Origin of the sequence: Sutcliffiella cohnii, from assembly GCF_002250055.1 — a bacterium.
GTDB classification, from domain to species: domain Bacteria; phylum Bacillota; class Bacilli; order Bacillales; family Bacillaceae_I; genus Sutcliffiella; species Sutcliffiella cohnii.
The window spans coordinates 1,127,318-1,148,888 of the sequence record NZ_CP018866.1 but is presented as its reverse complement, the minus strand read 5'-3'; the positions used below and the strand labels follow the sequence as shown (position 1 = coordinate 1,148,888).

Annotated in this window: 21 protein-coding genes and 1 riboswitch; of the genes, 3 read left to right on the top strand and 18 right to left on the bottom strand. The window is 35.7% G+C overall.

The genetic code is table 11. The features are described 5' to 3' along the window. Positions 1 to 33: 33 nt before the first annotated feature. From BC6307_RS05590 to BC6307_RS05580, 3 genes are read right to left on the bottom strand one after another with little or no spacing between them, the layout of a single operon-like run. Positions 34 to 423, bottom strand: coding sequence for a hypothetical protein (locus BC6307_RS05590; RefSeq protein WP_066419743.1), 390 nt, complete (start codon positions 421 to 423; stop codon positions 34 to 36). Beyond that, entirely contained in the window at positions 420 to 1,307 is an 888-nt protein-coding gene (locus tag BC6307_RS05585) for an RNA polymerase sigma-70 factor (RefSeq protein WP_066419745.1), read from the bottom strand. Before BC6307_RS05585 ends, BC6307_RS05590 begins: the two co-directional genes overlap by 4 nt. A 5-nt stretch (positions 1,308 to 1,312) precedes the next feature. Next, a complete protein-coding gene (locus BC6307_RS05580) occupies positions 1,313 to 2,563 on the bottom strand; it encodes a phytoene desaturase family protein (RefSeq protein ID WP_066419747.1) in 1,251 nt (416 codons plus the stop codon). A 203-nt stretch (positions 2,564 to 2,766) separates the two neighbouring features. Beyond that, positions 2,767 to 2,870, top strand: a riboswitch (TPP riboswitch). A 144-nt stretch (positions 2,871 to 3,014) separates the two neighbouring features. Here BC6307_RS05580 and tenA point away from each other — a divergent pair. After that, the gene (gene tenA / locus BC6307_RS05575) at positions 3,015 to 3,707 is read left to right on the top strand and encodes a thiaminase II (RefSeq protein WP_066419749.1); all 693 of its coding nucleotides are present in this window, start codon (positions 3,015 to 3,017) and stop codon (positions 3,705 to 3,707) included. Positions 3,708 to 3,911: 204 nt separating this feature from the next. Here the strand turns inward: tenA and BC6307_RS05570 are convergent, their stop codons facing one another. The 5 genes from BC6307_RS05570 to BC6307_RS05555 all read right to left on the bottom strand — a co-directional run bounded on the left by BC6307_RS05570 (position 3,912) and on the right by BC6307_RS05555 (position 8,951). Next, the gene (locus BC6307_RS05570; protein WP_066419760.1) at positions 3,912 to 5,093 is read right to left on the bottom strand and encodes an FAD-dependent monooxygenase; all 1,182 of its coding nucleotides are present in this window, start codon (positions 5,091 to 5,093) and stop codon (positions 3,912 to 3,914) included. A gap of 96 nt (positions 5,094 to 5,189) precedes the next feature. Further along, entirely contained in the window at positions 5,190 to 5,357 is a 168-nt protein-coding gene (locus tag BC6307_RS24725) for a hypothetical protein (RefSeq protein WP_157076696.1), read from the bottom strand. 143 nt (positions 5,358 to 5,500) lie between these two features. Beyond that, a complete protein-coding gene (locus BC6307_RS05565; RefSeq protein ID WP_066419750.1) occupies positions 5,501 to 6,571 on the bottom strand; it encodes a PQQ-dependent sugar dehydrogenase in 1,071 nt (356 codons plus the stop codon). Between the two features lie 217 nt (positions 6,572 to 6,788). Continuing rightward, the gene (locus tag BC6307_RS05560; RefSeq protein WP_066419751.1) at positions 6,789 to 7,883 is read right to left on the bottom strand and encodes an AI-2E family transporter; all 1,095 of its coding nucleotides are present in this window, start codon (positions 7,881 to 7,883) and stop codon (positions 6,789 to 6,791) included. A 162-nt stretch (positions 7,884 to 8,045) separates the two neighbouring features. Further along, the gene (locus tag BC6307_RS05555) at positions 8,046 to 8,951 is read right to left on the bottom strand and encodes a DMT family transporter (RefSeq protein WP_066419753.1); all 906 of its coding nucleotides are present in this window, start codon (positions 8,949 to 8,951) and stop codon (positions 8,046 to 8,048) included. Positions 8,952 to 9,178: 227 nt separating this feature from the next. On the opposite strand from BC6307_RS05555, the gene map reads away from it, so the two are divergent. Then, positions 9,179 to 9,922 (top strand): type I methionyl aminopeptidase, encoded by a 744-nt coding sequence (gene map / locus BC6307_RS05550; protein ID WP_066419755.1) that lies wholly within the window; start codon positions 9,179 to 9,181, stop codon positions 9,920 to 9,922. 32 nt (positions 9,923 to 9,954) lie between these two features. On the opposite strand, the gene BC6307_RS05545 is transcribed toward map, so the two are convergent. From BC6307_RS05545 to BC6307_RS05530, 4 genes are all read right to left on the bottom strand, one after another. Beyond that, positions 9,955 to 11,079 (bottom strand): DHHW family protein, encoded by a 1,125-nt coding sequence (locus tag BC6307_RS05545; protein WP_066419756.1) that lies wholly within the window; start codon positions 11,077 to 11,079, stop codon positions 9,955 to 9,957. 15 nt (positions 11,080 to 11,094) lie between these two features. Beyond that, complete coding sequence (locus BC6307_RS05540) at positions 11,095 to 12,498, bottom strand: MBOAT family O-acyltransferase (RefSeq protein WP_066419758.1); 1,404 nt, start codon at positions 12,496 to 12,498, stop codon at positions 11,095 to 11,097. Between the two features lie 79 nt (positions 12,499 to 12,577). Further along, positions 12,578 to 13,129 carry a DUF4358 domain-containing protein gene (locus BC6307_RS05535; protein WP_066419759.1) on the bottom strand — a complete coding sequence of 184 codons (552 nt, stop codon included), beginning with the start codon at positions 13,127 to 13,129 and terminating at the stop codon, positions 12,578 to 12,580. 399 nt (positions 13,130 to 13,528) lie between these two features. Beyond that, the gene (locus tag BC6307_RS05530; RefSeq protein WP_094366076.1) at positions 13,529 to 14,962 is read right to left on the bottom strand and encodes a DDE-type integrase/transposase/recombinase; all 1,434 of its coding nucleotides are present in this window, start codon (positions 14,960 to 14,962) and stop codon (positions 13,529 to 13,531) included. Between the two features lie 164 nt (positions 14,963 to 15,126). On the opposite strand from BC6307_RS05530, the gene BC6307_RS05525 reads away from it, so the two are divergent. Beyond that, complete coding sequence (locus BC6307_RS05525) at positions 15,127 to 16,851, top strand: ABC transporter ATP-binding protein (RefSeq protein WP_066412228.1); 1,725 nt, start codon at positions 15,127 to 15,129, stop codon at positions 16,849 to 16,851. A gap of 93 nt (positions 16,852 to 16,944) precedes the next feature. Here the strand turns inward: BC6307_RS05525 and BC6307_RS05520 are convergent, their stop codons facing one another. The 6 genes from BC6307_RS05520 to BC6307_RS05495 all read right to left on the bottom strand — a co-directional run bounded on the left by BC6307_RS05520 (position 16,945) and on the right by BC6307_RS05495 (position 21,545). After that, positions 16,945 to 17,319: a VOC family protein gene (locus tag BC6307_RS05520; RefSeq protein WP_066411964.1), complete on the bottom strand. Its 375-nt coding sequence runs from the start codon at positions 17,317 to 17,319 to the stop codon at positions 16,945 to 16,947. A gap of 73 nt (positions 17,320 to 17,392) precedes the next feature. Next, entirely contained in the window at positions 17,393 to 18,103 is a 711-nt protein-coding gene (locus tag BC6307_RS05515; RefSeq protein WP_066411967.1) for a sigma-70 family RNA polymerase sigma factor, read from the bottom strand. Between the two features lie 127 nt (positions 18,104 to 18,230). Then, the gene (locus BC6307_RS05510; RefSeq protein ID WP_066411969.1) at positions 18,231 to 18,968 is read right to left on the bottom strand and encodes an amino acid ABC transporter ATP-binding protein; all 738 of its coding nucleotides are present in this window, start codon (positions 18,966 to 18,968) and stop codon (positions 18,231 to 18,233) included. 20 nt (positions 18,969 to 18,988) lie between these two features. Then, positions 18,989 to 19,690, bottom strand: coding sequence for an amino acid ABC transporter permease (locus tag BC6307_RS05505; RefSeq protein WP_066411970.1), 702 nt, complete (start codon positions 19,688 to 19,690; stop codon positions 18,989 to 18,991). Then, positions 19,677 to 20,513, bottom strand: a complete 837-nt coding sequence (locus tag BC6307_RS05500) for an amino acid ABC transporter substrate-binding protein (RefSeq protein WP_066411972.1) — start codon at positions 20,511 to 20,513, stop codon at positions 19,677 to 19,679. The genes BC6307_RS05505 and BC6307_RS05500 overlap by 14 nt, the downstream gene beginning before the upstream one ends. Before the next feature lie 255 nt (positions 20,514 to 20,768). After that, positions 20,769 to 21,545, bottom strand: a complete 777-nt coding sequence (locus BC6307_RS05495; RefSeq protein WP_066411973.1) for a tyrosine-protein phosphatase — start codon at positions 21,543 to 21,545, stop codon at positions 20,769 to 20,771. Between the last annotated feature and the right edge of the window lie 26 nt (positions 21,546 to 21,571).

Sequence of the window (21,571 nt, the reverse complement as noted above, 5' to 3'; positions counted from 1 at the left end):
AGCCTCTTTTTCATTTGTTCATGCTCAATAAGTTTAATTCTTTTGTTTAACGGTACTTTCCAAAAGCCCTTTAAAATTATCACGATAGTACCATACTAATATCCCTTCCAATAATGTGATGAATAAAGCAAGTAATAACAAATCAGAATCTACAAAAATATGAAATGCGACTATATTAATGATTATGCTTGCTAATGCAGTTAATGCTAATGGAACATATTTACGAACTATAAGTAAAATCCCTGCAACTATTTCTACACCCTTTTCAAGCGCTAAAAAGTATCCCTCTCCTAAAAACTCCATGGCGGCTGGACTTGTAGGAGCAAACGGCTCATATCCGAATAAAACCACATATCCGTTAAGTCCTGCTCCGAGAAAAATAGTGCCTAACAATATTTCTATGATACGAATAAATAGGTTCATTTTTTTCCCCTCCCACTTTCCAACATATACGTTAATTTTTCTGGATTGCGAATTACAAATATTTGCGTTACCTTTTGATCTGTAATCTCAAAACAGACGGCACTGCTCGGTTCTCGGTCACTACTGATAAAAAGTCCTGGCTGGCCATTGATTAGTGTCATTTGTATGGATAACGACGTATCATCACTGTATTTTTGTAATAAGCCAAATATAAATCGAGCGATTCGTTTACTTGAAACAATCGGAAATATTGCTGCGGTAACTTTGCCGCCACCATCGCTGTATAAAATTGCGTCCTCTTTCAGTAGTTGAAATAGTTCGTCTGTATTTCCAGTCGTTACGGCAGAAACGAATTGATTAATTAGTTTTTCTTCTTCATCCCTACCTACATTATTCTTTTTTTTAGATTCATGAAAATGCAGCTTTTTCTTCGCTCTACTCAATATTTTCCGACAGTTTGCCGCCTCTTTTCCTATGAAACTCTCCATCTCATCATAGGAAAAAGAAAATACCTCTCTTAATACAAATACTGCACGTTCAACCGGGTTAAGTTTTTCTAGTAGTGTTAGGAGCGCGTAGGAGAGTTGGTCATGTTGTTCGATAGAATGCAGCGGATCTTGATCTGTATTTAACGGTTCAGGGAGCCACGGTCCGATATAATGTTCTCTTCTTTTACTCGCGGATTTTAGATGGTCAATCGTTCGATTAGTGGCCATTTTACACAAATACGATTTATAATCTTTAATATTGTTCTTATCAATCTTATGAAAATCTATAAAAATATCATGAACGATATCTTCCGCTTCCGTCATACTTCCTGCCATCTGATAAGATATGGATAAAAGTAGCGGTTTATACTGCGTATATGCTTCCTCCATTTCCATCCTCGCTACACTCCCATTTTTTCATTTAATTCAATAATGCTCATGGCCGCTTGCTTTGCACTAAAAAAAGAACTGTCAACTAACATTCCCTCTGCGCCAACCCAATCTCCGGCAATAAATAACCCTGGAATCTGCTCCATTTCATTTTTTTGTTTTTTCATCATGCTATTAGTTACTGTTATGTTCGGTAGGTAACGTTTTGATATAACATGTTTTTCCCAGCCTGGTTGAACTCGACTAAGAAACTGTTCGAGCTCCTGTTTTAAATCCGTTCTAGGTTCATTAATGCTCAAATATTTCATTACGTGTATGACGGAGTGGCTTTGATTGTCACTTAATGTTGCGACGTTGGAATGATTAGAAAAATAGAGTGGTTGGTCCATGCTCAAGGCGAATGATACTGTAGGATTCGGTGTTTTGTTTAGCACTATATCCAGACATGCTGCCCGGACTGGTATAAGTTCATTGATTGCATCTATTTCATAGCCCTGAAGGAATTTCCTCAACTCATTTGGGCTTGCTGTTGATAAAATATATGGTGTGAAGATTGATTTATTGTTACTTAATTTCACTTCAAACTGTGGAAATTTCCCTTTTATTTGTTGAACGGAGGCTCCCGCTTGAATAATGACACCTAATTTTTCCGCTTTCTCTTTTAACTCCTCTATAATTGACTGCCAACCGTTATGAACATAAATGGCTTTTCCTAATTGCAGCTGCTTAAATGCAACTTCGGCACGAAGCCTATCAGGGTCGTTACAGTAAGAAGATAAACGTATAAGCATGAGAATAAATTTCTGAACACGTTCATCCTTTATATTTTCATGAAGCCATTGGTCAACGGAGATCTCTCGGTTGCTCTTTAATTTTTTTGTTTGTAAAAGTATAAAAAAGCGGAGTAATTCCATTTTCCCTCTCCAACTAAATAAATCACTAGTTAATACAGAGAAAGGGTTGGCGGGAAGGTTATACGGTGAATCATTGTAAAACACCTTTCCCCCGATGGCAGGGCTATTTCCTTTTGGAGAGATGCCTAATTCCGCTAATATTTCTAAACTTTTTCCTTTTGAATATAAGGCATGTGGTCCGAGATTGACATAACTACCATCCATCACTTCTGTTTTTGCCCGACCACCTATTGTTTTAGTTTTTTCGATTAATGTAACGGATAATCCTGCACGTGCTAAATAAATAGAAGCAGTAAGTCCAGCAATCCCTCCACCAATTACAACACAATTTCTTTCTGTATTCTTCATTGTTATCATCCTCCTATTTTACAAACAAGACGATTAACTGATTTATTTTGTGACAGATTTGAGATTAATTTTCTTTTTTTGTTTACTACTTATTTCTATAGTAACAATTAAAAACATAGCATCACGATACATTTTAGTAAAAATTAACTATTTTTCCAATTGTATATTGAATAATGTCTAAATTCATGTAGTATATGGAATAGGATATCCACTAGGGGAGCCAATAGGCTGAGACGTCGCTTTACGCGTCGGACCCTTTGAACCTGATCTGGTTTATACCAGCGGAGGAAAGTGGTGCATCGAGTACGTTTCGTATGCTCATGCTTCTCTTTTCCATGGAAGAGGAGCTTTTTTATGTTGTAAAAAGAGCTCATGCGTACCCCCTTTCGCATTGTCTTCCATGGGTGAATGTGGGTGTTCTTCTTATATTAATTTGGAGGAGGAATACTACATGACATTTTCAAAACAGTTAAGACAGGAAGCAGACCCAATCTTTGAAGCAATTTTTGAACATCCTTTTGTAAAAGGAATTGGAGAAGGAAATGTACCGAAAGAAGCACTCATTCATTACGTACAACAAGATTATGAATACTTAACGACATTTTGCCGTATTTATGGTCTTGCGGTTTCTAAATGTACAGACAGAGAAGATATGACGTTTTTCCAGGAGCAAATAGGGTTTGTCTTAAATGCAGAAATACATCCGCACAATAACTTTTGTAAGGTTGCAGGTGTTCGGTACGAGGATTTACAAAAAGCTCCACTTGCTCCAACCGCCCATCATTACACACGCCATATGATGGAGGCTGCTACAAACGGTACACTTGGCGAAACACTTGCTGCACTAGCACCTTGTCCCTGGACGTATTGGGAAATTGGTAGAAAGCTGATAAAGGAAGTAAAACCGACACCAACTCACCCTTTCTACGAATGGATTACATTTTATGGTGACAAGGAAGTTAGCACCATCACACAAACATTTATGGATAAAATAGATGCTTGTGCGGCCAAAGCTAGTGAATACGAAAAAAAACGCATGCGTGACCACTTTATTACGAGCACACAGTTAGAGCATCAATTTTGGACAATGGCATATACACAAGAAACATGGCCTGTGCCAATTAAATCTATTCAAGTTATATAGATCATCTTTGTAGATATTAAAAAAGCGTTTTGGATTAATATCCACAACGCTTTTTTAAAATTGATTTAAGAAGCTTATGTAACTATATACCTAACCCATATCTTTATATCTCATTAACTCAGCTTCTTCTTTATATGAAGATGATGCTCTGACGGTTTCATATTATGGGCATACTTTATTACTTCTATCACAAATTACTAGCTCCTATACTTCGTGTCCTAGAAGCCATTCTAACCGTTTCATTTTAAGAGAGTCTGGACTGTTCCGTAACAGTTGATTTCTAATAAAAATTGCAATTGGATTTTCGAGTTGCATCATTCTTCCCATTGCTCTAGAACCTTTTACGACTTTAGCAGTTCGGCCGTATCTTATTTCTTCATACTGTTTTAATGCTTTCTCAACTTCATTCGGGTAATCGTCAAGACAGCGAGAGAGCACTAATGCATCTTCCATCGCTTGCGCCCCACCTTGTCCTAAATTTGGTAGCATCGGATGGGCAGCATCACCGAGCAGTGTAATCTTTCCGTTACTCCACGTGTTCATCGGTTTTCTATCAAAAATTTCATGAACAATTATATTCGATTCTTCTGTTGCTTCGATCATGTTAGTAACTGGCTCCCACCAGCCGCTAAAATGATCTAAAGCGATTTTCTTTGGATGAGGGGAATTAATAATAGTGCCACTTTCACTATTTATAGCTGCAAACCAAAAGATTCTTCCTTTTCCTAAATGGGAGAACCCGAACCTTTTTCCATGGCCCCATGCTTCGAAACCTCCACCTAGTTCCATAGGGAAACGTGCATCCTCATAGACAGAAATTCCTCTAATAGCTGTAAAACCAGAATAACGTAAAGGGCTTGGACCAATTACCCTTTTTCTAACTTCGGAGTGTATCCCATCAGCACCAATGACTAAATTATCTTTAACTACTTCGCCATCTTCAAAGCCTACACTTACTTTTGAATCACGCTGTTCTATATGTACTAATCTTTTTTTAAGATTCACTGTATTCTCATATAATGCCGCATGTAATACTTTTTGTAAGCTGGGACGGTATATTAAATAGCTATAACTCCCATATCTCTGTGCCTGTTCATGAACAGGTACATTCACTAGTGGTTTTCCGTCCCATGTTCTAATTTCGGCCTTTTTAACCGGGGCACCCTTTTTTCTGATCTCAAGTGCTAGTCCTAATTTTCCCAACACTTTTAAGGCATTCGCAGACAATACAATCCCTGCACCAACATCCTTGAGTTCTGTAGCTTTATCGTAAACAGAAACGTTCCATCCTTTCTGTTGTAAAGCAATAGCCGTACAAAGGCCACCTATACCAGCACCAATTACAGTCGCAGACTTTTCATTATGTGATTTCTCCAAACTGACCACCTCTTTGCTTCTTTCCCATAACTTCACTAAGTTTCCTTTAAGTTAAAAAGGTGCGAAATGTTCTATTTGCGCACCTTTTTGATGATTCTCTTCGAATTAAAATTTGTTTCTCAATTCACGTTCGTTCACTTCTTCGTTACGAATCATTTGTTCTAGTTTTTCAATTAATCTATCGTTTACTTCAGGCGTTTTTCTAAAAAATGCTTTTGTCTTTTGCTTTTTTAAAACGGACAACATGTATTTCTTTTCTTCAAACGTAAACATTTTCCCTCTCCCAACGTCTTAGTTTCTACAACATTTACATGGGGATTTACTTTATTTTAACATGTTATTATTTGTCCATTGAATAGTTAATTATCAAAAAAAAACCAGACCCTATACTAAGTATAGGACTGGCTTTACGAATATTAATTGGAAACTGATAGTTCGATTCTGTAAAGTTTATCATCATTTGGTTGAGGAGCTCCTCGGCCGTCCGTATTGTTACTAATAAAATAAAGATAATTACCTTCAATCAATACATCACGGATTCTCCCGAGACTTGTTATTATTTCCTGTTTTTCCCCTGTTTCGAGGTTAAATTGCAATAAGGCAGTACCTCTAAGAGCACCAACGTATAAATTTCCATCTTCATAATCCATTCCAGAAGGTGCCCAAGTTTCCTCAACTCCTGAAGTAAATAACGGCGGAACTAATCCTTCTTTTTGTTCATTTCCTTCAATGATTGGCCAACCATAGTTGAGACCAGCTTCGATCTTATTTACCTCATCGTTTCTATTGTTGCCGTGATCTGTTGAGTAAAGTGTCCCATCAGGTGACCATGTAATCCCTTGAGGATTTCTAAGCCCGTAACTATAAACGTAGGAGTTCGGAAATGGGTTATCAGATGGAAGTGATCCATCCAAATTCATTCTTAAAATTTTTCCACCTAAAGAAGTTAAATCTTGGGCTATTTCTTCTACAGACGCATCACCTGTTGTAGCGTATAGCTTTTCGTCAGGACCTATTTTTAATCTCCCTCCATGATGGCGTGGACCACTTGGAATTTTATCAAGAAGCAACTTATCTTCTGTCCAAGCATTTTTCTCTAAGCGTAGTGTCACAATACGATTGAACTGCCCCGAACTGTCCTCGTATGTGTAATATGCATAAGCTGTATTCGATTTTGAAAAGTCTGGAGCGAGCACCAAACCTAATAGCCCGGCTTCAGAGGCAGTTGCAAGCTCTTTTTTAAAATGGACGGTTTGACGTTCTATTTCTCCATTTTCGACTTTTACAATACTACCTTCTCTTTCAGTTAAATAAAATGTTTCATCATATTTTGCAATCGACCATGGAATTGCTAGATTTTCAGCCAGTACTTCCGGCACATCATTCATTGCAAAAGCCTGATGTTCGTTATCGATTTGTTGTTCTTCGGTTGAACACCCAGTAATAAGTACCATAATCAAAATAGGTATAGCTAACAGTTTTTTCATCTTTTCCTTCCTTTCTTAAAAATTCAGAAACTAATTCTTAAAGCTCTATTCCTTTTCTATCTATCTCGTTTTCGTTTAATCTTTGGAAAAGTATATTAAATCGATATAACTATTATTGCCTCACCTTATTCTTACTATTCTATTACTTTATTTTTTCTCATCATAAAAAAGGACCTACTCTCATTTTTCATCTTGATGAGAAATAGATCCTATTTGTTTACTTAATTAAGTTTTCTTGTTCTTCTTTTCTAACTTTCCATAGACTATATAAGTGTGTTGCAATTACTTTAGCAACAGCGTATGTCGGGATTACTAATATCATTCCAACTACTCCGATGAAACGGCCTGCAACAAGGACAAGGATCATAACCGTAACTGGATGGATCGACATTCTTTTTCCAATTATTTGTGGTTGAACAAAAATACTCTCGATTTGCTGAATTACGACTACAATAATTAGGACAAGAATTGCTTGCATAGGAGAGTGTAGTAAGGCAACGATAAACGAAGGTATTGCGCCGATCCACGGACCTACATACGGAATCACATTCGTTACCATACCAAATATCGCAAGCACTAAAGCGTACTCAAGTCCAATAATACTAAATCCTACATAATACAAAATACCAACAAAGGAACAAACAATTAAGACACCTTGAATGTAATTACTTAACGTCTCATCCATATTCGTTAAAATCGGCCTTACCTTTTGTTGTTTATCTTTACTAATAAAGTTCAGAACAAAATGCGGAAGTCTTTCCCCTTCTTTTAACAAGTAAAAAAGAATAAAGGGAACGATAATGAATAATAGTAACGTATTAAAAATAGTACCAATAACAGAAATCGTGTTAGTAACAAGGTCACCTACTAGCCCACTTGCGATGACAACAATTTGTTCGATACGATCCTTCCATTCGAATGCATCTTCTAATCCAAATCGCTGAATTAAATCATTCTCTTGAATAGTGAGTAGTAACACTTGTAATTCCTTCACAATGACCGGCATGCTATTAATTAAGTTAGTAAACTGTCGTTGTAATTCCGGGCCAATAAAAGAAAAAAGCCCGACGCCTAATCCAACTAAACCGATATAAACTAATAAAATCGCAATTCCTCTAGGCATCTTTTTACTTAAAATATGTACGAGTGGTCTTAATAAGTAGAAAAGCACTCCAGCTAGAAGAATCGGTACAAACAAGGTTTGTCCAAACACTATTACTGGTCTAAATATCCAGTCAACAAGGGACCCTAAATAAATAATTGCAAAAAGTAAAAGTATAACTGACCCTACTTGCATAATTTTGTAATACATTGAATTATTCTCCTTAGTTAAAATAATTATATTGTGACAGAATATAAGCTCCTTTGTCTAGTTAAATTTCTGTAAAATTTCGACAACGACACTTCTTATTGTACAAGCCTTTTATGTTATACGTTTAGACTTGTATTAAGGTTTCTTTTTTAAGAAATATTTTTAAACTAAACGTCTCCTAAAATGGCCATTTACTAAAATGACTCCGATAATAATAATGAGGCCGCCTGTAACACTTGTTATCTTTATTTTTTCATGTAGTAGGATGACAGCAGCAATGACTGTAAAAATTGGCTCTAAGTAAATAAAAACAGAAACTTTTGATGCCTCTAGTACTTCTAATGCCTTTCCCCAGTACCAATATCCTACACCAGAAACGAAAATCCCTAAAAAAATGAGATGTCCCCACTCCGCATACGCTAGAGACTCGAATTTCTCCCAACCTCTTTGTTTCATGAGAAAGGGTAGTGTAAGGATAAATCCGATAAAACTTATGTAAAAAGTTAATACTAGCGCCGGTAAAGGAACATTTAATTTTTTTAAGAGCACCGAATAAACTGCCCAATTTAATGTGCTTAATATCATAAGCATATAACCAATATGGAATGAAAAACTAAAAGATTTACCCGTTCCTGTTGCTGTAATTAAGAACACACCGCATATAGCAATAATAATGCCAAAACCTTTAGAGAATGTCATTTTCTCATGTAGAAATATCATGGAAAGAAATACAGTAAACACTGGAGAAAATGTAATTAGCCACCCGGCAGAAGAAGCATCAATCGTTAATAGAGCACTTGCTTGCAGAAGTTGATGGACAAATACCCCAATGATGGAAAGTACGATAACATGAGGAATATAGCGGATTGGTAGCCTCAAAGAATATTCTCTTTTTATAAGTATTAATATGAGTAAAAACGTTGCCCCAATCCCAAACCGACTAACTAGCAACGTGAAGGGATCCAATTTGTCTATGACTGCTTTTGCAGAAACAAAGGATATTCCCCAAAAACTAATTGCTACTGTTGCAAACAAGGATGCTGCCACTACTGATTTCGAAACGTTCATCCGTTTTTCCTACCTTCTATAAGTATACTATAATCGTATGCTTGTCCCTTACAAAAATGATTGAAGTTTTTGCCACAAATGAATGAAAATGTGGACAAGTCTTCATTCCCGCCCATTTTTTCTTCACCAAGTACATTTCTTTGTCTATAAGGAAAAAAATAAGTAAAATAATAATGGTATATATTAATAAGCGGAATGAAATTTATTTCGTAGGAAAGAGGAAATCAATGATTGTCAAAACGAACGAAGAGCTTGAAGCTTTAAAAGAAATCGGAAAGATATGTGGAACCATTCGTGATGAAATGATAAAAGTGACAAAACCTGGAGTTACTACGAAAGAGTTGGATGAATTAGCTGGAAAGCTATTTGAAGATTACGGAGCAATTTCTGGTCCAAAGGGAGAATATGATTTCCCGGGGTTTACTTGTATAAGCGTAAATGACGAAGTGGCGCATGGAATCCCATCAAACCGCGTTATTCAAGAAGGTGATTTAGTCAATATTGATGTATCTGGTTCGAAGAATGGTTATTTTGCTGATACCGGGTTGTCTTTCGTTGTAGGTGAAGGCGAACCTGTATTATACCGTATATGCGAAGTAGCAGAAAAAGCTTTTGAGGCTGGATTAGCAAAAATTAAAGTAGGTGCTCGCCTCAATACGATCGGTAAAGCTGTTTACCAAACTGCTCGAGCTAATGGCTTTACTGTTATTAAAAACCTAACTGGTCATGGAGTTGGACGTGCTTTACATGAAGCTCCTAACCACATTTTAAATTACTATTACCCAATGGATAAAGAGGTGTTACAAGAAGGTATGGTGATAGCCTTTGAACCATTTATTTCAACCGGTGCGGAAGAAATATACCAAAAAAATGACGGTTGGACGTTTGCAACTGAAGATAAAAGCTTTGTTGCCCAAATGGAACACACGATTATCGTAACGAAAGACGGTCCAGTTATTATTACGAAATAACGGAAAGGCACATCCATTTTGGTGTGCCTTCTTTACTGCATTAGCCAAAACATATTTCTATCTGTAGCGAAGTTAGAAAGGTTATATAAAAATAAAACCTCTTCAATACTTTCCTCTTGTAAGTAGTCATTTAAATTCATATGATAATATCGTAAGTCCAAAACGTGAATTTCTTCAAAATGATTTGCTAAAAACGGCAGAAAGGTATGTGCATAGGAATCTTTAATTACTGCTAATTTCCGTCCATTCTTTAAAGAACTAGTTATCGTTACAAGAGAGTGGTTACCGTTTAAAAACATACCATACTTATCTTTCCCTTTTAAAAAGTCCAGTTCATATAACGAAGAAGTTACTTTATTCTGATCATAATACGTTACGGTGTAATCAATATTTAGGTTGGGCGTAAATACTTCCATTTTATCTGGAAGAATTCGACGCGATGCTGCCTTCGTATAAAACGAGCCAAAGAAATTTTCCGACATAACCTCTATTGAAAAATCATTCAATTTTAATGGCTCCACTTGTAAGTATTCTGCAGCTTTTACGTAAGCATAATAGGCACCTCTCATCGTCCAATGATGGTCCGTACGAAAATAAATATACTCCGTCTTTCTATCTATCAATTCGTTATTTATATCTATCACTTCAATATCTTTATTTAGTTTTTTCTGGATAGAATCCAACAATTCATTTTGATTATACGATTCTACAAATGGCGGTAACTTTTCCTCATAAATACTAACTGAAGTTGGAACTAACATAATATACGAGGTCACATTTTCTGTTTTTCTAACAAACTCATTAATATAACTAATATTGTCACTTAACTGTTCACCAGGTTCTTTTAGCGGTTCGAATAAATAACTCTCTTTTCCAAAGTATATTCCATTGTTCTCTTGCTTCAAAAAGATCCTTTCGATATCAGATTTCAATAAAATCCATTCTTCTTTCCAAACGAATTGATCTTTTATATATTCTTCGAAGTTAGCAGTAAATTCACCAGAAAAAAAGCTACCCCACGAAAATATTGGACGCTCTGTTAAAAACCTGTTTTCCAATTGTGAAAACGACTCATCTTCTTTCCAGACGGTTATGAAACCTAGACTAGAAATAAAAACGAGGAAAAATATAATGATACTATTCTGAAACCATTTCATAGGAAAATCTCCTTATTAAAAACGAAAATATAAAAAAGGATTAAACGAATCATCTACTAAATACGCGATAGATGAAATTAGTAGACAAACATAACATATAAATAAAGCTATAAATCTGAACCTCTCACCTAAAAATTTGTTAAAGAAAAAATTCCATACTGGCATGGAAGCTAAAAAGCAACTTACTAGTAAGATAAGATTGTTAAATAGGTTAAAGAAAAAAGCATTGTCCACAAATGTCCCGTCATGTATATAAAACATAACCTTAAAATATGAAAATGCTAGAGCAATGTCTTCAAATACGAATAGTACCCATCCAATTAAGATAAGGAAAATTAAATAAATTCGTTGTAAAAAGGTTGGTAATTTACTTAATATACGTAGTACGCCTCTTTTTTCCATAAAAATAATGATTCCAAAATATAAACCCCATATTATAAAATTCCAACTTGCTCCATGCCAAACCCCAGTTAATCCCCAGACGATGATTAAATTTCGTACGAGAATAAAAAAGCCCTTTTTACTACCTCCTAATGGAATATACACATAATCGCGAAACCAACTTCCTAGAGTTATATGCCATCTCCGCCAAAACTCCGTAACACTTCTGGAAGTATACGGATAATCGAAATTTTTCGGAAAGGTAAAGCCAAACATTTTCCCTAACCCTTTAGCCATATCGGAGTAACCACTAAAATCAAAATAAATTTGGAAGGCAAATGCAATTATACCTATCCATGCTGTTAATGTTGAAACATCATTCAATGGTTGTTGCGAAACATTAACCCACAGTTGACCCATATTGTTAGCTAATAACACTTTCTTTCCTAGCCCAATAATAAATAAGCAAATACCATTTGCAAATTGAGCGCTATCCCACTTTCGATTCATAAGTTCCTTCTCAATCGTCTGATAGCGAACAATCGGACCAGCAATTAATTGAGGAAATAAACAAACATAAGTAGCAACAGCAACAGGACTTCGTTGTGGCTTTGCTTGACCTCGGTAAATATCAATACAATAGGACATCGTCTGAAACGTATAAAACGATATACCGATCGGTAAAGGTAAATCTAGTGGACTTAATGATGTACCTAAGAGAACATTTACATTATCAATCAAAAAATCTGCGTATTTAAAAAAAGATAATATCGCAATATTTATAGATATCGAACTCCATAAGGCAAGTTTCGCTATACTTTGTTGCGTTTTACGATATTTGTATATAATTCGACCGTGTATATAATCTGCTAAGGCAGAAAAAAGCATTAAAAAAATATATACGGGTTCTCCCCATGCATAAAAGAATAAACTAACAAAAAGTAACATAACGTTTTTATATCTTTTAGGAATTAAATAATAAAGTAGTAAAGAAATAGGTAAGAAAAAAAATATAAAGATAAGACTACTGAATACCATACATTCACTTCCATCATTTGAAAAAGATTAGCCCTTAGCCAAAGAAAACTAATATCTTTGGCTAAGGGCCGTAACAAATTTATTTCGTATGCTTATTAAAAATTTCTACAATAGAATCTGGCTTCTCATATGTTACGTATAATAAGTAATTACCATTAACTTGAATTACATTGTTTTTTACTTTTTCGTACTGATCTGGTAAGTATTGCTCCCATGTTTGGGTTTGCGCTTCTAGCTCTCTTTCCAAACTTGCTTGTAGGTCTTCCACATGATCACGATCTTTTGCTTGAAGGAGAATAATTTGGTCAGAATTCACGTTCATCATCGCAGCTAAATAATATCCAGCATTGATAGATTCCTCATTGATTTGAGTATGTTCTAAAATCATTTGTTTGGTCGGGTTTTCATCTGCTGTACCTGTTAAATTTGCTTCTACATACAATTGTAGTACACCATTTTCAAGTGCATTTTCAATTCCATTATCCTCTAGGTCTTTAGCAATATGTTCCTTAATTTCCATCCAAATTGTCTCTAATTCTACATTTTTTCCAGCTTGTTCTCCTTTGTTGTTACAAGCAACTAATAGACTAAAAATAATAACACTAACTAAGATAATTAACAGTTTTTTCATAAGATGTCCTCCAAATATTTTTCTGTTTAAGCATCAACCTATAGGACGAGCTTTATTTAAAAAAGTTACACAATAATAATAAGTGATATGAAATTAAAAATTGTATTGATAATCCTTCTCGTGTGAACTAAAATTTAATAATCGTAGGGGTGGTAGTGTCAAAAGTTCTATGAAAAACTAGCACGGTTCATACTACCTACCATTTATTAGGTGGAAATACCACGCTATCGCTCTTGACAAACACACCAATGGTTTATTCAGAGGTCAATCAAGGGCGAAGGGAACAAAAGAAGGCATGCTAAATAAACCCTTGACTTTTTCCATTTTAAACCATTGGTAAGTTCGGTTTGTCAAGAGTTCGCTTCGCCGATAGCTGAATAGGGCTCAGCTAAACAAAAGTTAGGCTGACTGTTGTTGAATCCAGTCTTGAGCTAATCCAATAAGGGCTGTCCATCTCGCTGGCATGGTTGGTAGCTTTTCTAATTCTGGAAGTGTTACTGGCACTTTACCTTCAAGTGAAGAATGTGGGCGCAAGAAGTTAAAGTAAGCCACAAACAATGTCACAAAAGAAACAGATCCTTGTTCAGAACCAAAGCCGTGCGTCGATCGATAATTCCCTTTAAACGTGCGATTTAGTCTCTCGATGATTTGCTTGAGAGGTCGATACTCTCTAGAGACATCGTCTTCATTTGTTAGCCCGATGACCTGTTTTACGTCAAACGATATGTGGTTCTCTGCGAAGAAATGCTGTGCCAACAAGTAAATAGGGTTACCATCTACTACAAATTGTAGGTTTTCTGGTATTTCTTTCAGTTTCACTAGTACTTCATCAATCGCTCGTATCGCTGTTGCGGTGTCGCGATTTGGTGATACTGGATACGAAAGAATGACTTTCTTGACCGCATCAAAAAAGAAGAACAGGTAATGCCAACGACCGTTGACCCGGATGTACGTTTCATCCCCACAGAATTGATCCGACAGCTCATACGGAAAGTAGTCAATATAAGGCTTGAGCCATAATGCGACGCTGTTTTCGTAGTTTAGGATACTTTGATGGGAGACAGACACGCCGTGAATATCCTTCATGATCGCTGCCGTTTTACGGGCCGATAATCCATAATTGACATGGTACGTCAAGATGAGCCCAAGTGTATGCGGTGAAACATACAATCTTGATAAATCGACTTTTGGCTGCTTTGGTGATTGTTTGGATAACGGTTGATAGTCGATGTGGAACTTCCGGTAAATGTAGCGAACTTTCAGCGATTGTGGATCTTCTTTAAACTGTTTTTTCTCTTTTTTAGTCATGGCGCTCAAGTTTTTTTGATAATAGGTACACATATCATTTTTGCACTTAAACACGTGAAAATCTTTTCGTTCTTTAATTTTTTCAAGCGGTTTAAGGCAGTGAGGACACTTAAGAATGGCCTCTTTCTGATAACGACTTTTTTTATTGAAAACACACGCACACACCTTACACTGATATTGTCCTTTTCCTCCGTTATTTGCGTACAAATACGCAGAAGGAGCACCACACTTAGGACAACATAAGGTAGACGGTACGGGCGTAGAATTCGCTCGTCGCTGTACTGGTTTTAACGGTTTCCCTTTGGATTGAAGGTGTTCCGCTAATAAAAGCTGATAATCGAGCCTTTCTAGTTTTTCAATGATAGGTAAATCATCAATTTGAAGCTTTCGATAAGGCTGATTAACAGGAGCTTCTTTTGGTTTATCGAACATGCTTTTTCCAATCAATAGAGTAAGCAAAGTTCGAATAATTTGTTCTTGATAGTTTATAAAAGTTAATAAATAGGTTATAATTTGAGGGTACAAATTGTCACTTCCTTTTCTGGAATTGGGTGTTGTGGTAACCTCAATTATCTACAGAATTCAGGGGGTGGCAATTTTTTTGCTTATAAAGCCCTCTAACATAGGATTTAATAACCTATTTTTATATAAAGTTTTGACAATACGGTAGGGGTATTGGGGGTGCGTTTATGATTAAACGTTTTTTTAGTTATTACCGTCCGCATCGAAAACTGTTTATCATTGATTTTTCATGCGCGGTATTAGTTGGGTTATTAGAGCTTGGCTTTCCTTTAGCTGTTTCGTGGTTTATTGACAGTCTTCTTCCAGAAGGAAATTGGAGTACGATTTTGGCTGTTAGTGCTGGGTTGTTAACACTTTATATAATGAGCTCGAGCATGCAGTTTATTGTAAACTATTGGGGACATAAGCTAGGAATTAATATTGAAACCGATATGAGAAGAGAATTGTTTTACCACGTTCAACGCCAATCGTTTCGCTTTTTTGATAACACGAAAACTGGTCACATTATGAGTCGCGTTACGAATGATTTAATGGATATTGGCGAATTAGCTCATCATGGACCAGAAGATTTGTTCATCGCCGTTATGACGTTCATTGGTGCATTTTGGATTATGTTGACGATTAATGTGAAACTAGCACTTGTCGCAATTATTATCGTTCCGTTTTTAGTTTGGCTTATTTCCTATTCGAACATCAAAATGAATAAGGCTTGGACAGCAATGTATGGGAATATTGCAGACGTAAATGCAAGAGTAGAAGATAGCGTTTCAGGTGTACGCGTTGTTCAATCTTTTACAAATGAAGAGTTTGAAAAGAAGCGTTTTGACAAAAACAATGCTTTTTTCCGTGCTTCTAAACTAAAAGGCTATAAAGTGATGAGTTGGAATTTATCCGGAATTTATATTACGACTCGTTTGATGACGTTAGTTATTTTAGTATACGGGGCATGGTTAAGCTTTTCTGGAATGTTGACCTACGGCGAATTAGTTGCTTTTATCCTTTATGTTAACGTGTTATTTAAGCCGATAGATAAAATTAGTGCGTTACTAGAATTGTATCCGAAAGGAATGGCTGGGTTTAAGCGATTTGTAGAGCTTATGGATCAACAGCCTGACATTGAAAACCACCCTGGAGCGATTGATGTTCCAGAACTAAACGGGAATATAGCTTTCCGTAATGTTAGTTTTGGCTATGAAGAAAATAGACGCATTTTAAATGATTTAAGCTTTTCTATTAAAGCAGGTCAAACGGTTGCCTTTGTTGGGCCGTCTGGAGCTGGGAAAACTACAATCTGTTCACTTATCCCTCGCTTTTACGATGTGGAAGAAGGTTCGATCACAATAGATGGAATGGATATTCGTAACATGACAAAAGAATCCCTCCGATCTAACATAGGTATAGTTCAACAGGACGTATTCTTATTTACTGGTACATTGAAAGAAAACATTGCTTACGGAAAATTAGATGCTACACAAGAAGAAATAGAAGAGGCGACAAGACGTGCTCACCTTTCCGATTTGATTGAGTCTTTACCGGATGGTTATGATACACAAATTGGTGAAAGAGGTTTAAAGCTTTCAGGTGGGCAAAAACAACGACTTTCTATTGCTCGAATGTTCTTAAAAAATCCTCGTATCCTAATTTTAGATGAAGCGACATCTGCACTTGATACAGAAACGGAAGCTATCATTCAAGAGGCGTTAACAGAGTTATCGAAAGATCGAACAACGTTAGTTATTGCTCATCGACTAGCAACGATACGTAATGCAGACCGAATTCTAGTCGTTAACGAGGATGGTATTGCGGAAGATGGAACACATGAAGAATTGCTTGCAAATGAGCAGGGAATTTTCAAGAAATTACATGCACATCAACATGCATCTATATATTAATAACAAAAAAAGAACGAGAAAAGACGAATGGCTAGATAAGCATTCGTCTTTTTCGTTACTAGATTATCGTTTCAAGCGAAAAGTACAGAATACTCATGTAACGATACCAAATCGATTGCCATCAAGGTCTGTAATACTAAATCCTTTAACATCACCGTAGTCATGTATCAGACTAACGTTTCCGTCTTTTGCAAGCATTTCTTGATGGATTGTATCGATATCAGTTGTGAGAAAATTATAGTACACCCCAACATCGTAATCATTTTTCGGAAATTTCGGTTGAGTAATATTTTCACATTTTACAAGAGTAAAAATTACTTTTCCATCACAAGTTCTAAATGTTTTAGCATTAGGTTCGTCGCTATGAATTAGTTCAAAATCGAGCATCTCCTCATACCATTTTGTTGATTTGTCTAAATCACTAACAGGAATAAAAATTCCTACTCCATATAGTAGCTCCTTTGCCATTTGTATCTCCCCTTTCTTTTCGTCACATTAATTAACGAAAAAAAATTGTAATTCCTTACACGATAAATAAAAATTATGTACAAATCATAATTATATTTCCATCTGGATCTTTTAAGTGAAAACAGTATCGATTTTTTGAATTTTTAACTGCACTAACTTCAATCCCCATTTGTTGAATAGAGAGATAAGACTCATATATAATTTTAGGATTGTTATTTCGAAATCCATTTAAAAACTGTTCAAACATTCCTTTGTCCATCGCTTTTTCTCTTTTCTGTACTTTTATATGATCGTTTGCACTTAAAGAATTATAACGATGGATCTTCTTCTTAGCTCGATGTAAGGTTGTATACACATTGGATTCCGATTCCTTAATTAAAATTGCTGTTTCATTGGCAGTAAATTGGAATATTTCTGTAAGGAGAACGACGACAAATTGTTTTAAGGATAAATACTCTGATAATGTTTCCAAAATTACACGAATGTCATATTCTCGTTTATTATCCTTCCTATTTTCGAGTTCCACTTCTGTATCGGATACATAATCAATCTTATTATTTTTTCTGTACTGATCAATCCAAGTACTTCTTACAATAAAATATAAGTACTTTTTTGTCAGCTTACTTGTCGGCTCTTTTTTTAATAAAATATAAATCTTTAAAAGACATTCTTGAACTAAATCTTCTCTTTCCCACTTTTTCGCCGAAAAACTACGACAATATTTTTCAATAGTAGGTAAAAAAGGAGCTATCATAGAATCGAAACTAGAAGAATCCCCGTGCATATTTTTAATCGGCCTCTTTCGTTTTAATTTTCTGATTATATATCTCCTTTCAAATTTACATTAAGTAATGATGATTGACAACCGATGAAAAACTTCAAAAATAAAAAAAACAAGGTTTCCCTTGTTTTTACTCTTGAATCAATCTTAAAAATTGCTTCGTTCTTTCTTCTTTTGGCGATTGGAACATTACGTCTGGTACGTTTCTTTCCATAATAACACCGTTATCCATAAATATAACTTCATCCGCTACTTCATTAGCGAACTTCATTTCATGGGTAACGACGACCATTGTCATTCCTTCTTTGGCAAGGTCTTTCATTACTTGTAGAACTTCCCCTACTAATTCGGGGTCTAACGCTGAAGTTGGCTCGTCGAATAACATAACATTTGGTTCCATTGCGAGTGCCCTTGCAATACCTACTCGTTGCTGTTGCCCGCCCGATAATTGGAATGGATAGTAATCCATTTTATCATGTAAACCAACTTTTTTAAGCAACTCTTTCGCACGTTCTTCCACTACACTTTTTGCTTCCTTTTTGACAGTAATTGGACCTTCCATCACATTTTGAAGAGCTGTCATATGGGGGAATAAATTGTAGTTTTGAAACACCATTCCTGTTAGCCTTCTAAAGTTGGCAATCGCCTTGCGGTCTACTTTTTGAGAAAAGTCTAATTGTTGATCACCAATTGCAACAGCGCCAGAAGTTGGGGTTTCTAATACGTTCAAACATCGGAGAAGTGTCGTTTTTCCTGAACCTGAGGGGCCAATTACAACGACAACCTTTCCTTGTTCAATATCTATGTTAATATCTTTTAACACTTGTAAATCATCAAATTGCTTATATAAACCTTTAACGGAAATCACTTTTTTACGAGCTCCTTTAACTATTTTGCTACATACCGATCTAGTCGGCTTTCTAGCAGCTCTTGGATAATGGATAATGTAAAGCAGACAACCCAATAAATAAGTGCAGCTTGTATATATAGAAGTAACGGTTCATAAGTCGCTGCCGCTATTTCTTGCGCCTTTCGAAACATTTCTGCAACTAAAACGATAGAAGCTAGCGATGTATCTTTTACTAGGCTAATAAAAGAGTTAGATAATGGCGGGACAGAAACTCTCGATGCTTGTGGTAAAATAACCCGACGTAATGCTTGTGCATACGTCATTCCCATCGAATAGGATGCTTCCCACTGTCCTTTAGGTATCGACAAAATAGCAGCTCTTATTACTTCTGAAGCATAGGCGCCAGTATTTAAGGAGAAGGCAATAACAGCTGACATAAATGGATCTAGCGTTATTCCGATACTAGGTAAACCGTAAAATATAATAAATAATTGCACTAAAAGTGGTGTTCCACGAATGATGGAAACGTAAACTCTCGCTATAATGCTAAGCGGTTTTATTTTTGATATTCGCGCTAGCGCAGTAAGCACTGCAATAACTAATCCAATCGTAAAAGATATAAGCGTTAACGGTACTGAATAATAGAGAGCCCCTTTTACTAAAGGTAAAAGGGAACTCTGGAATATTTCAATCCAGCGTTCTAATCTGACTGGATCCATAAATATGTTAGTTAAGTACATCTTCACCAAACCATTTCTCTGCGATTTGTAAATACGTACCGTCTTCAATGATTTCTTGAAGGGCACGGTTCACTTCTTCCACTAAATCTTTACTACCTTTACGGAACATAAAGCCGCTTTTTGAAGCATTTTCACTCTCGGCAACAATTTTCACAGGAGCATTCGGACGTTGATTAATAAAATCAAGAACTGTTAACTTATCGTTTATCGTTACATCCACACGTTTTGATGTCATAAGTTCAATCGCTTGGTTGAATCCATCTACACCAACGATTTCGGCATTATTATCACGAGCAATATCTGCAAAGTTACTCGTTAATGATTGAGCAGATTTTAACCCCTCAATATCTTCAAAGCCATCGACTTCTTCATTATCTTCGTGTGCAACTAAAACAGCTGCGGAAGTAATATAGTGGTCAGAGAAATCGTATTTTTCTAGACGATCTTCCCTAATTCCAACTTGGTTAGCAATAACGTCAAAACGTCCAGCATCTAGTCCAGCGAACATTGCGTCCCATTGTGTTTCCATGAACACAGGTTCTACTCCAAGACGGTCTGCAATCGCACGAGCTAATTCTACGTCAAAACCAGTTAGTTCACCTGTTTCATCATGGAACGTGAAAGGTGCGTATGTACCTTCTGTTCCGATTACTAATTTTCCTTCATCTTGTACTTTAGATAGTAAAGAATCAGAAGTGTTTTCTGTTGTGTCAGTATTGTTATCACCTGTCGTATTCGTATCCTCATTAGCAGTTGTGCCACACGCTGCTAGAATGATTCCGAAAGCGAAAAGTAATGAGAATAAAGTTAAAAACTTTTTCATTTTTAAACCCCCAGTATTCTTATATGATTTATTGAACATAAATCGATTCATAATAAAATCTATCACGTTTGTCAAAACATTTGTTTTTATGTTCTCCAATTTCCTTTAAATTCATTTGGTCCATTTTAATGTTTTTACATTGGCACAAAAAAACTTCCGTAAATAAGTTGTTTTACGAAAGTTTTTTGTAGTTATAAATACAATATTAGACAAATAAAAAAGAATTGAAGATTTTTAAAATCTTCAACTCTACTATTATTGTAAAAAATTTTCTTTCAGTTTAACTATTTCCTCATCTGATAACTCAAGTACTTCTTTCGTATAAATTTTAATCGATCCATAATGTTGATCAATTTCATTCAAAAAGGTTGTTATGTATTCTACTCTCGCTTCAAATAATGCATCTAGTACAGCCTCATCGACATCGGGCAAATCATTATAACCAATTTCATCGAAGTGAGTGTTTATATCTCCTGAAACTTCATTCGTAAATAAATAATCTTGTAAAATACTTTCACGAGATACGCCTAATATACTTAATATTAACGCTGCAATTGCACCAGTACGATCTTTTCCTGCCATACAATGAAAAAGAAATGGTTTTTCTGGTTCCGTTAATAATACTTTAAAAACTTGTTGGAAAGAGCTTTTATAGTGCACCATCTTTTTATTTAATGAAATTAATAATTCTCCTGGCTTTGAATTTCGAAGTGCTTGTACAAAACTCGAATGATCTCCAGCATTACCTAACGCGGCATCTTCAGCTAGTAATGGTGTATGAAACCAAGCAACTCCTTCTATCATTGGATCAGGATATTTATTAGTTTCATCATGACCTCGTAGGTCACATATTTTTTTGATTCCTAATTCTTTTAACGTAGCTTCACCAGCCTCTGTTAACCTACTTAAATTTCCTGAGCGATAAAGCATCCCCTTTTTTACTTTCTGACCGTCTTTAGTTTGTACTCCACCTAAATCACGCAAGTTGATCGTACCTGCTACATTCAAGTTGTTTATTACAGTTCTGTTCATGTTTAGTCTCCCACTATTTAAAGATT

Bases quoted from the DNA above. Each gene is read 5' to 3' on its own strand.
- BC6307_RS05590 (WP_066419743.1), bottom strand. From the start codon at position 423: ATGAACCTATTTATTCGTATCATAGAAATATTGTTAGGCACTATTTTT.
- BC6307_RS05585 (WP_066419745.1), bottom strand. From the start codon at position 1,307: ATGGAAATGGAGGAAGCATATACGCAGTATAAACCGCTACTTTTATCC.
- BC6307_RS05580 (WP_066419747.1), bottom strand. From the start codon at position 2,563: ATGAAGAATACAGAAAGAAATTGTGTTGTAATTGGTGGAGGGATTGCT.
- tenA (WP_066419749.1), top strand. From the start codon at position 3,015: ATGACATTTTCAAAACAGTTAAGACAGGAAGCAGACCCAATCTTTGAA.
- BC6307_RS24725 (WP_157076696.1), bottom strand. From the start codon at position 5,357: ATGTTTACGTTTGAAGAAAAGAAATACATGTTGTCCGTTTTAAAAAAG.
- BC6307_RS05565 (WP_066419750.1), bottom strand. From the start codon at position 6,571: ATGAAAAAACTGTTAGCTATACCTATTTTGATTATGGTACTTATTACT.
- BC6307_RS05560 (WP_066419751.1), bottom strand. From the start codon at position 7,883: ATGTATTACAAAATTATGCAAGTAGGGTCAGTTATACTTTTACTTTTT.
- BC6307_RS05555 (WP_066419753.1), bottom strand. From the start codon at position 8,951: ATGAACGTTTCGAAATCAGTAGTGGCAGCATCCTTGTTTGCAACAGTA.
- map (WP_066419755.1), top strand. From the start codon at position 9,179: ATGATTGTCAAAACGAACGAAGAGCTTGAAGCTTTAAAAGAAATCGGA.
- BC6307_RS05545 (WP_066419756.1), bottom strand. From the start codon at position 11,079: ATGAAATGGTTTCAGAATAGTATCATTATATTTTTCCTCGTTTTTATT.
- BC6307_RS05540 (WP_066419758.1), bottom strand. From the start codon at position 12,498: ATGGTATTCAGTAGTCTTATCTTTATATTTTTTTTCTTACCTATTTCT.
- BC6307_RS05535 (WP_066419759.1), bottom strand. From the start codon at position 13,129: ATGAAAAAACTGTTAATTATCTTAGTTAGTGTTATTATTTTTAGTCTA.
- BC6307_RS05525 (WP_066412228.1), top strand. From the start codon at position 15,127: ATGATTAAACGTTTTTTTAGTTATTACCGTCCGCATCGAAAACTGTTT.
- BC6307_RS05520 (WP_066411964.1), bottom strand. From the start codon at position 17,319: ATGGCAAAGGAGCTACTATATGGAGTAGGAATTTTTATTCCTGTTAGT.
- BC6307_RS05515 (WP_066411967.1), bottom strand. From the start codon at position 18,103: ATGCACGGGGATTCTTCTAGTTTCGATTCTATGATAGCTCCTTTTTTA.
- BC6307_RS05505 (WP_066411970.1), bottom strand. From the start codon at position 19,690: ATGTACTTAACTAACATATTTATGGATCCAGTCAGATTAGAACGCTGG.
- BC6307_RS05500 (WP_066411972.1), bottom strand. From the start codon at position 20,513: ATGAAAAAGTTTTTAACTTTATTCTCATTACTTTTCGCTTTCGGAATC.
- BC6307_RS05495 (WP_066411973.1), bottom strand. From the start codon at position 21,545: ATGAACAGAACTGTAATAAACAACTTGAATGTAGCAGGTACGATCAAC.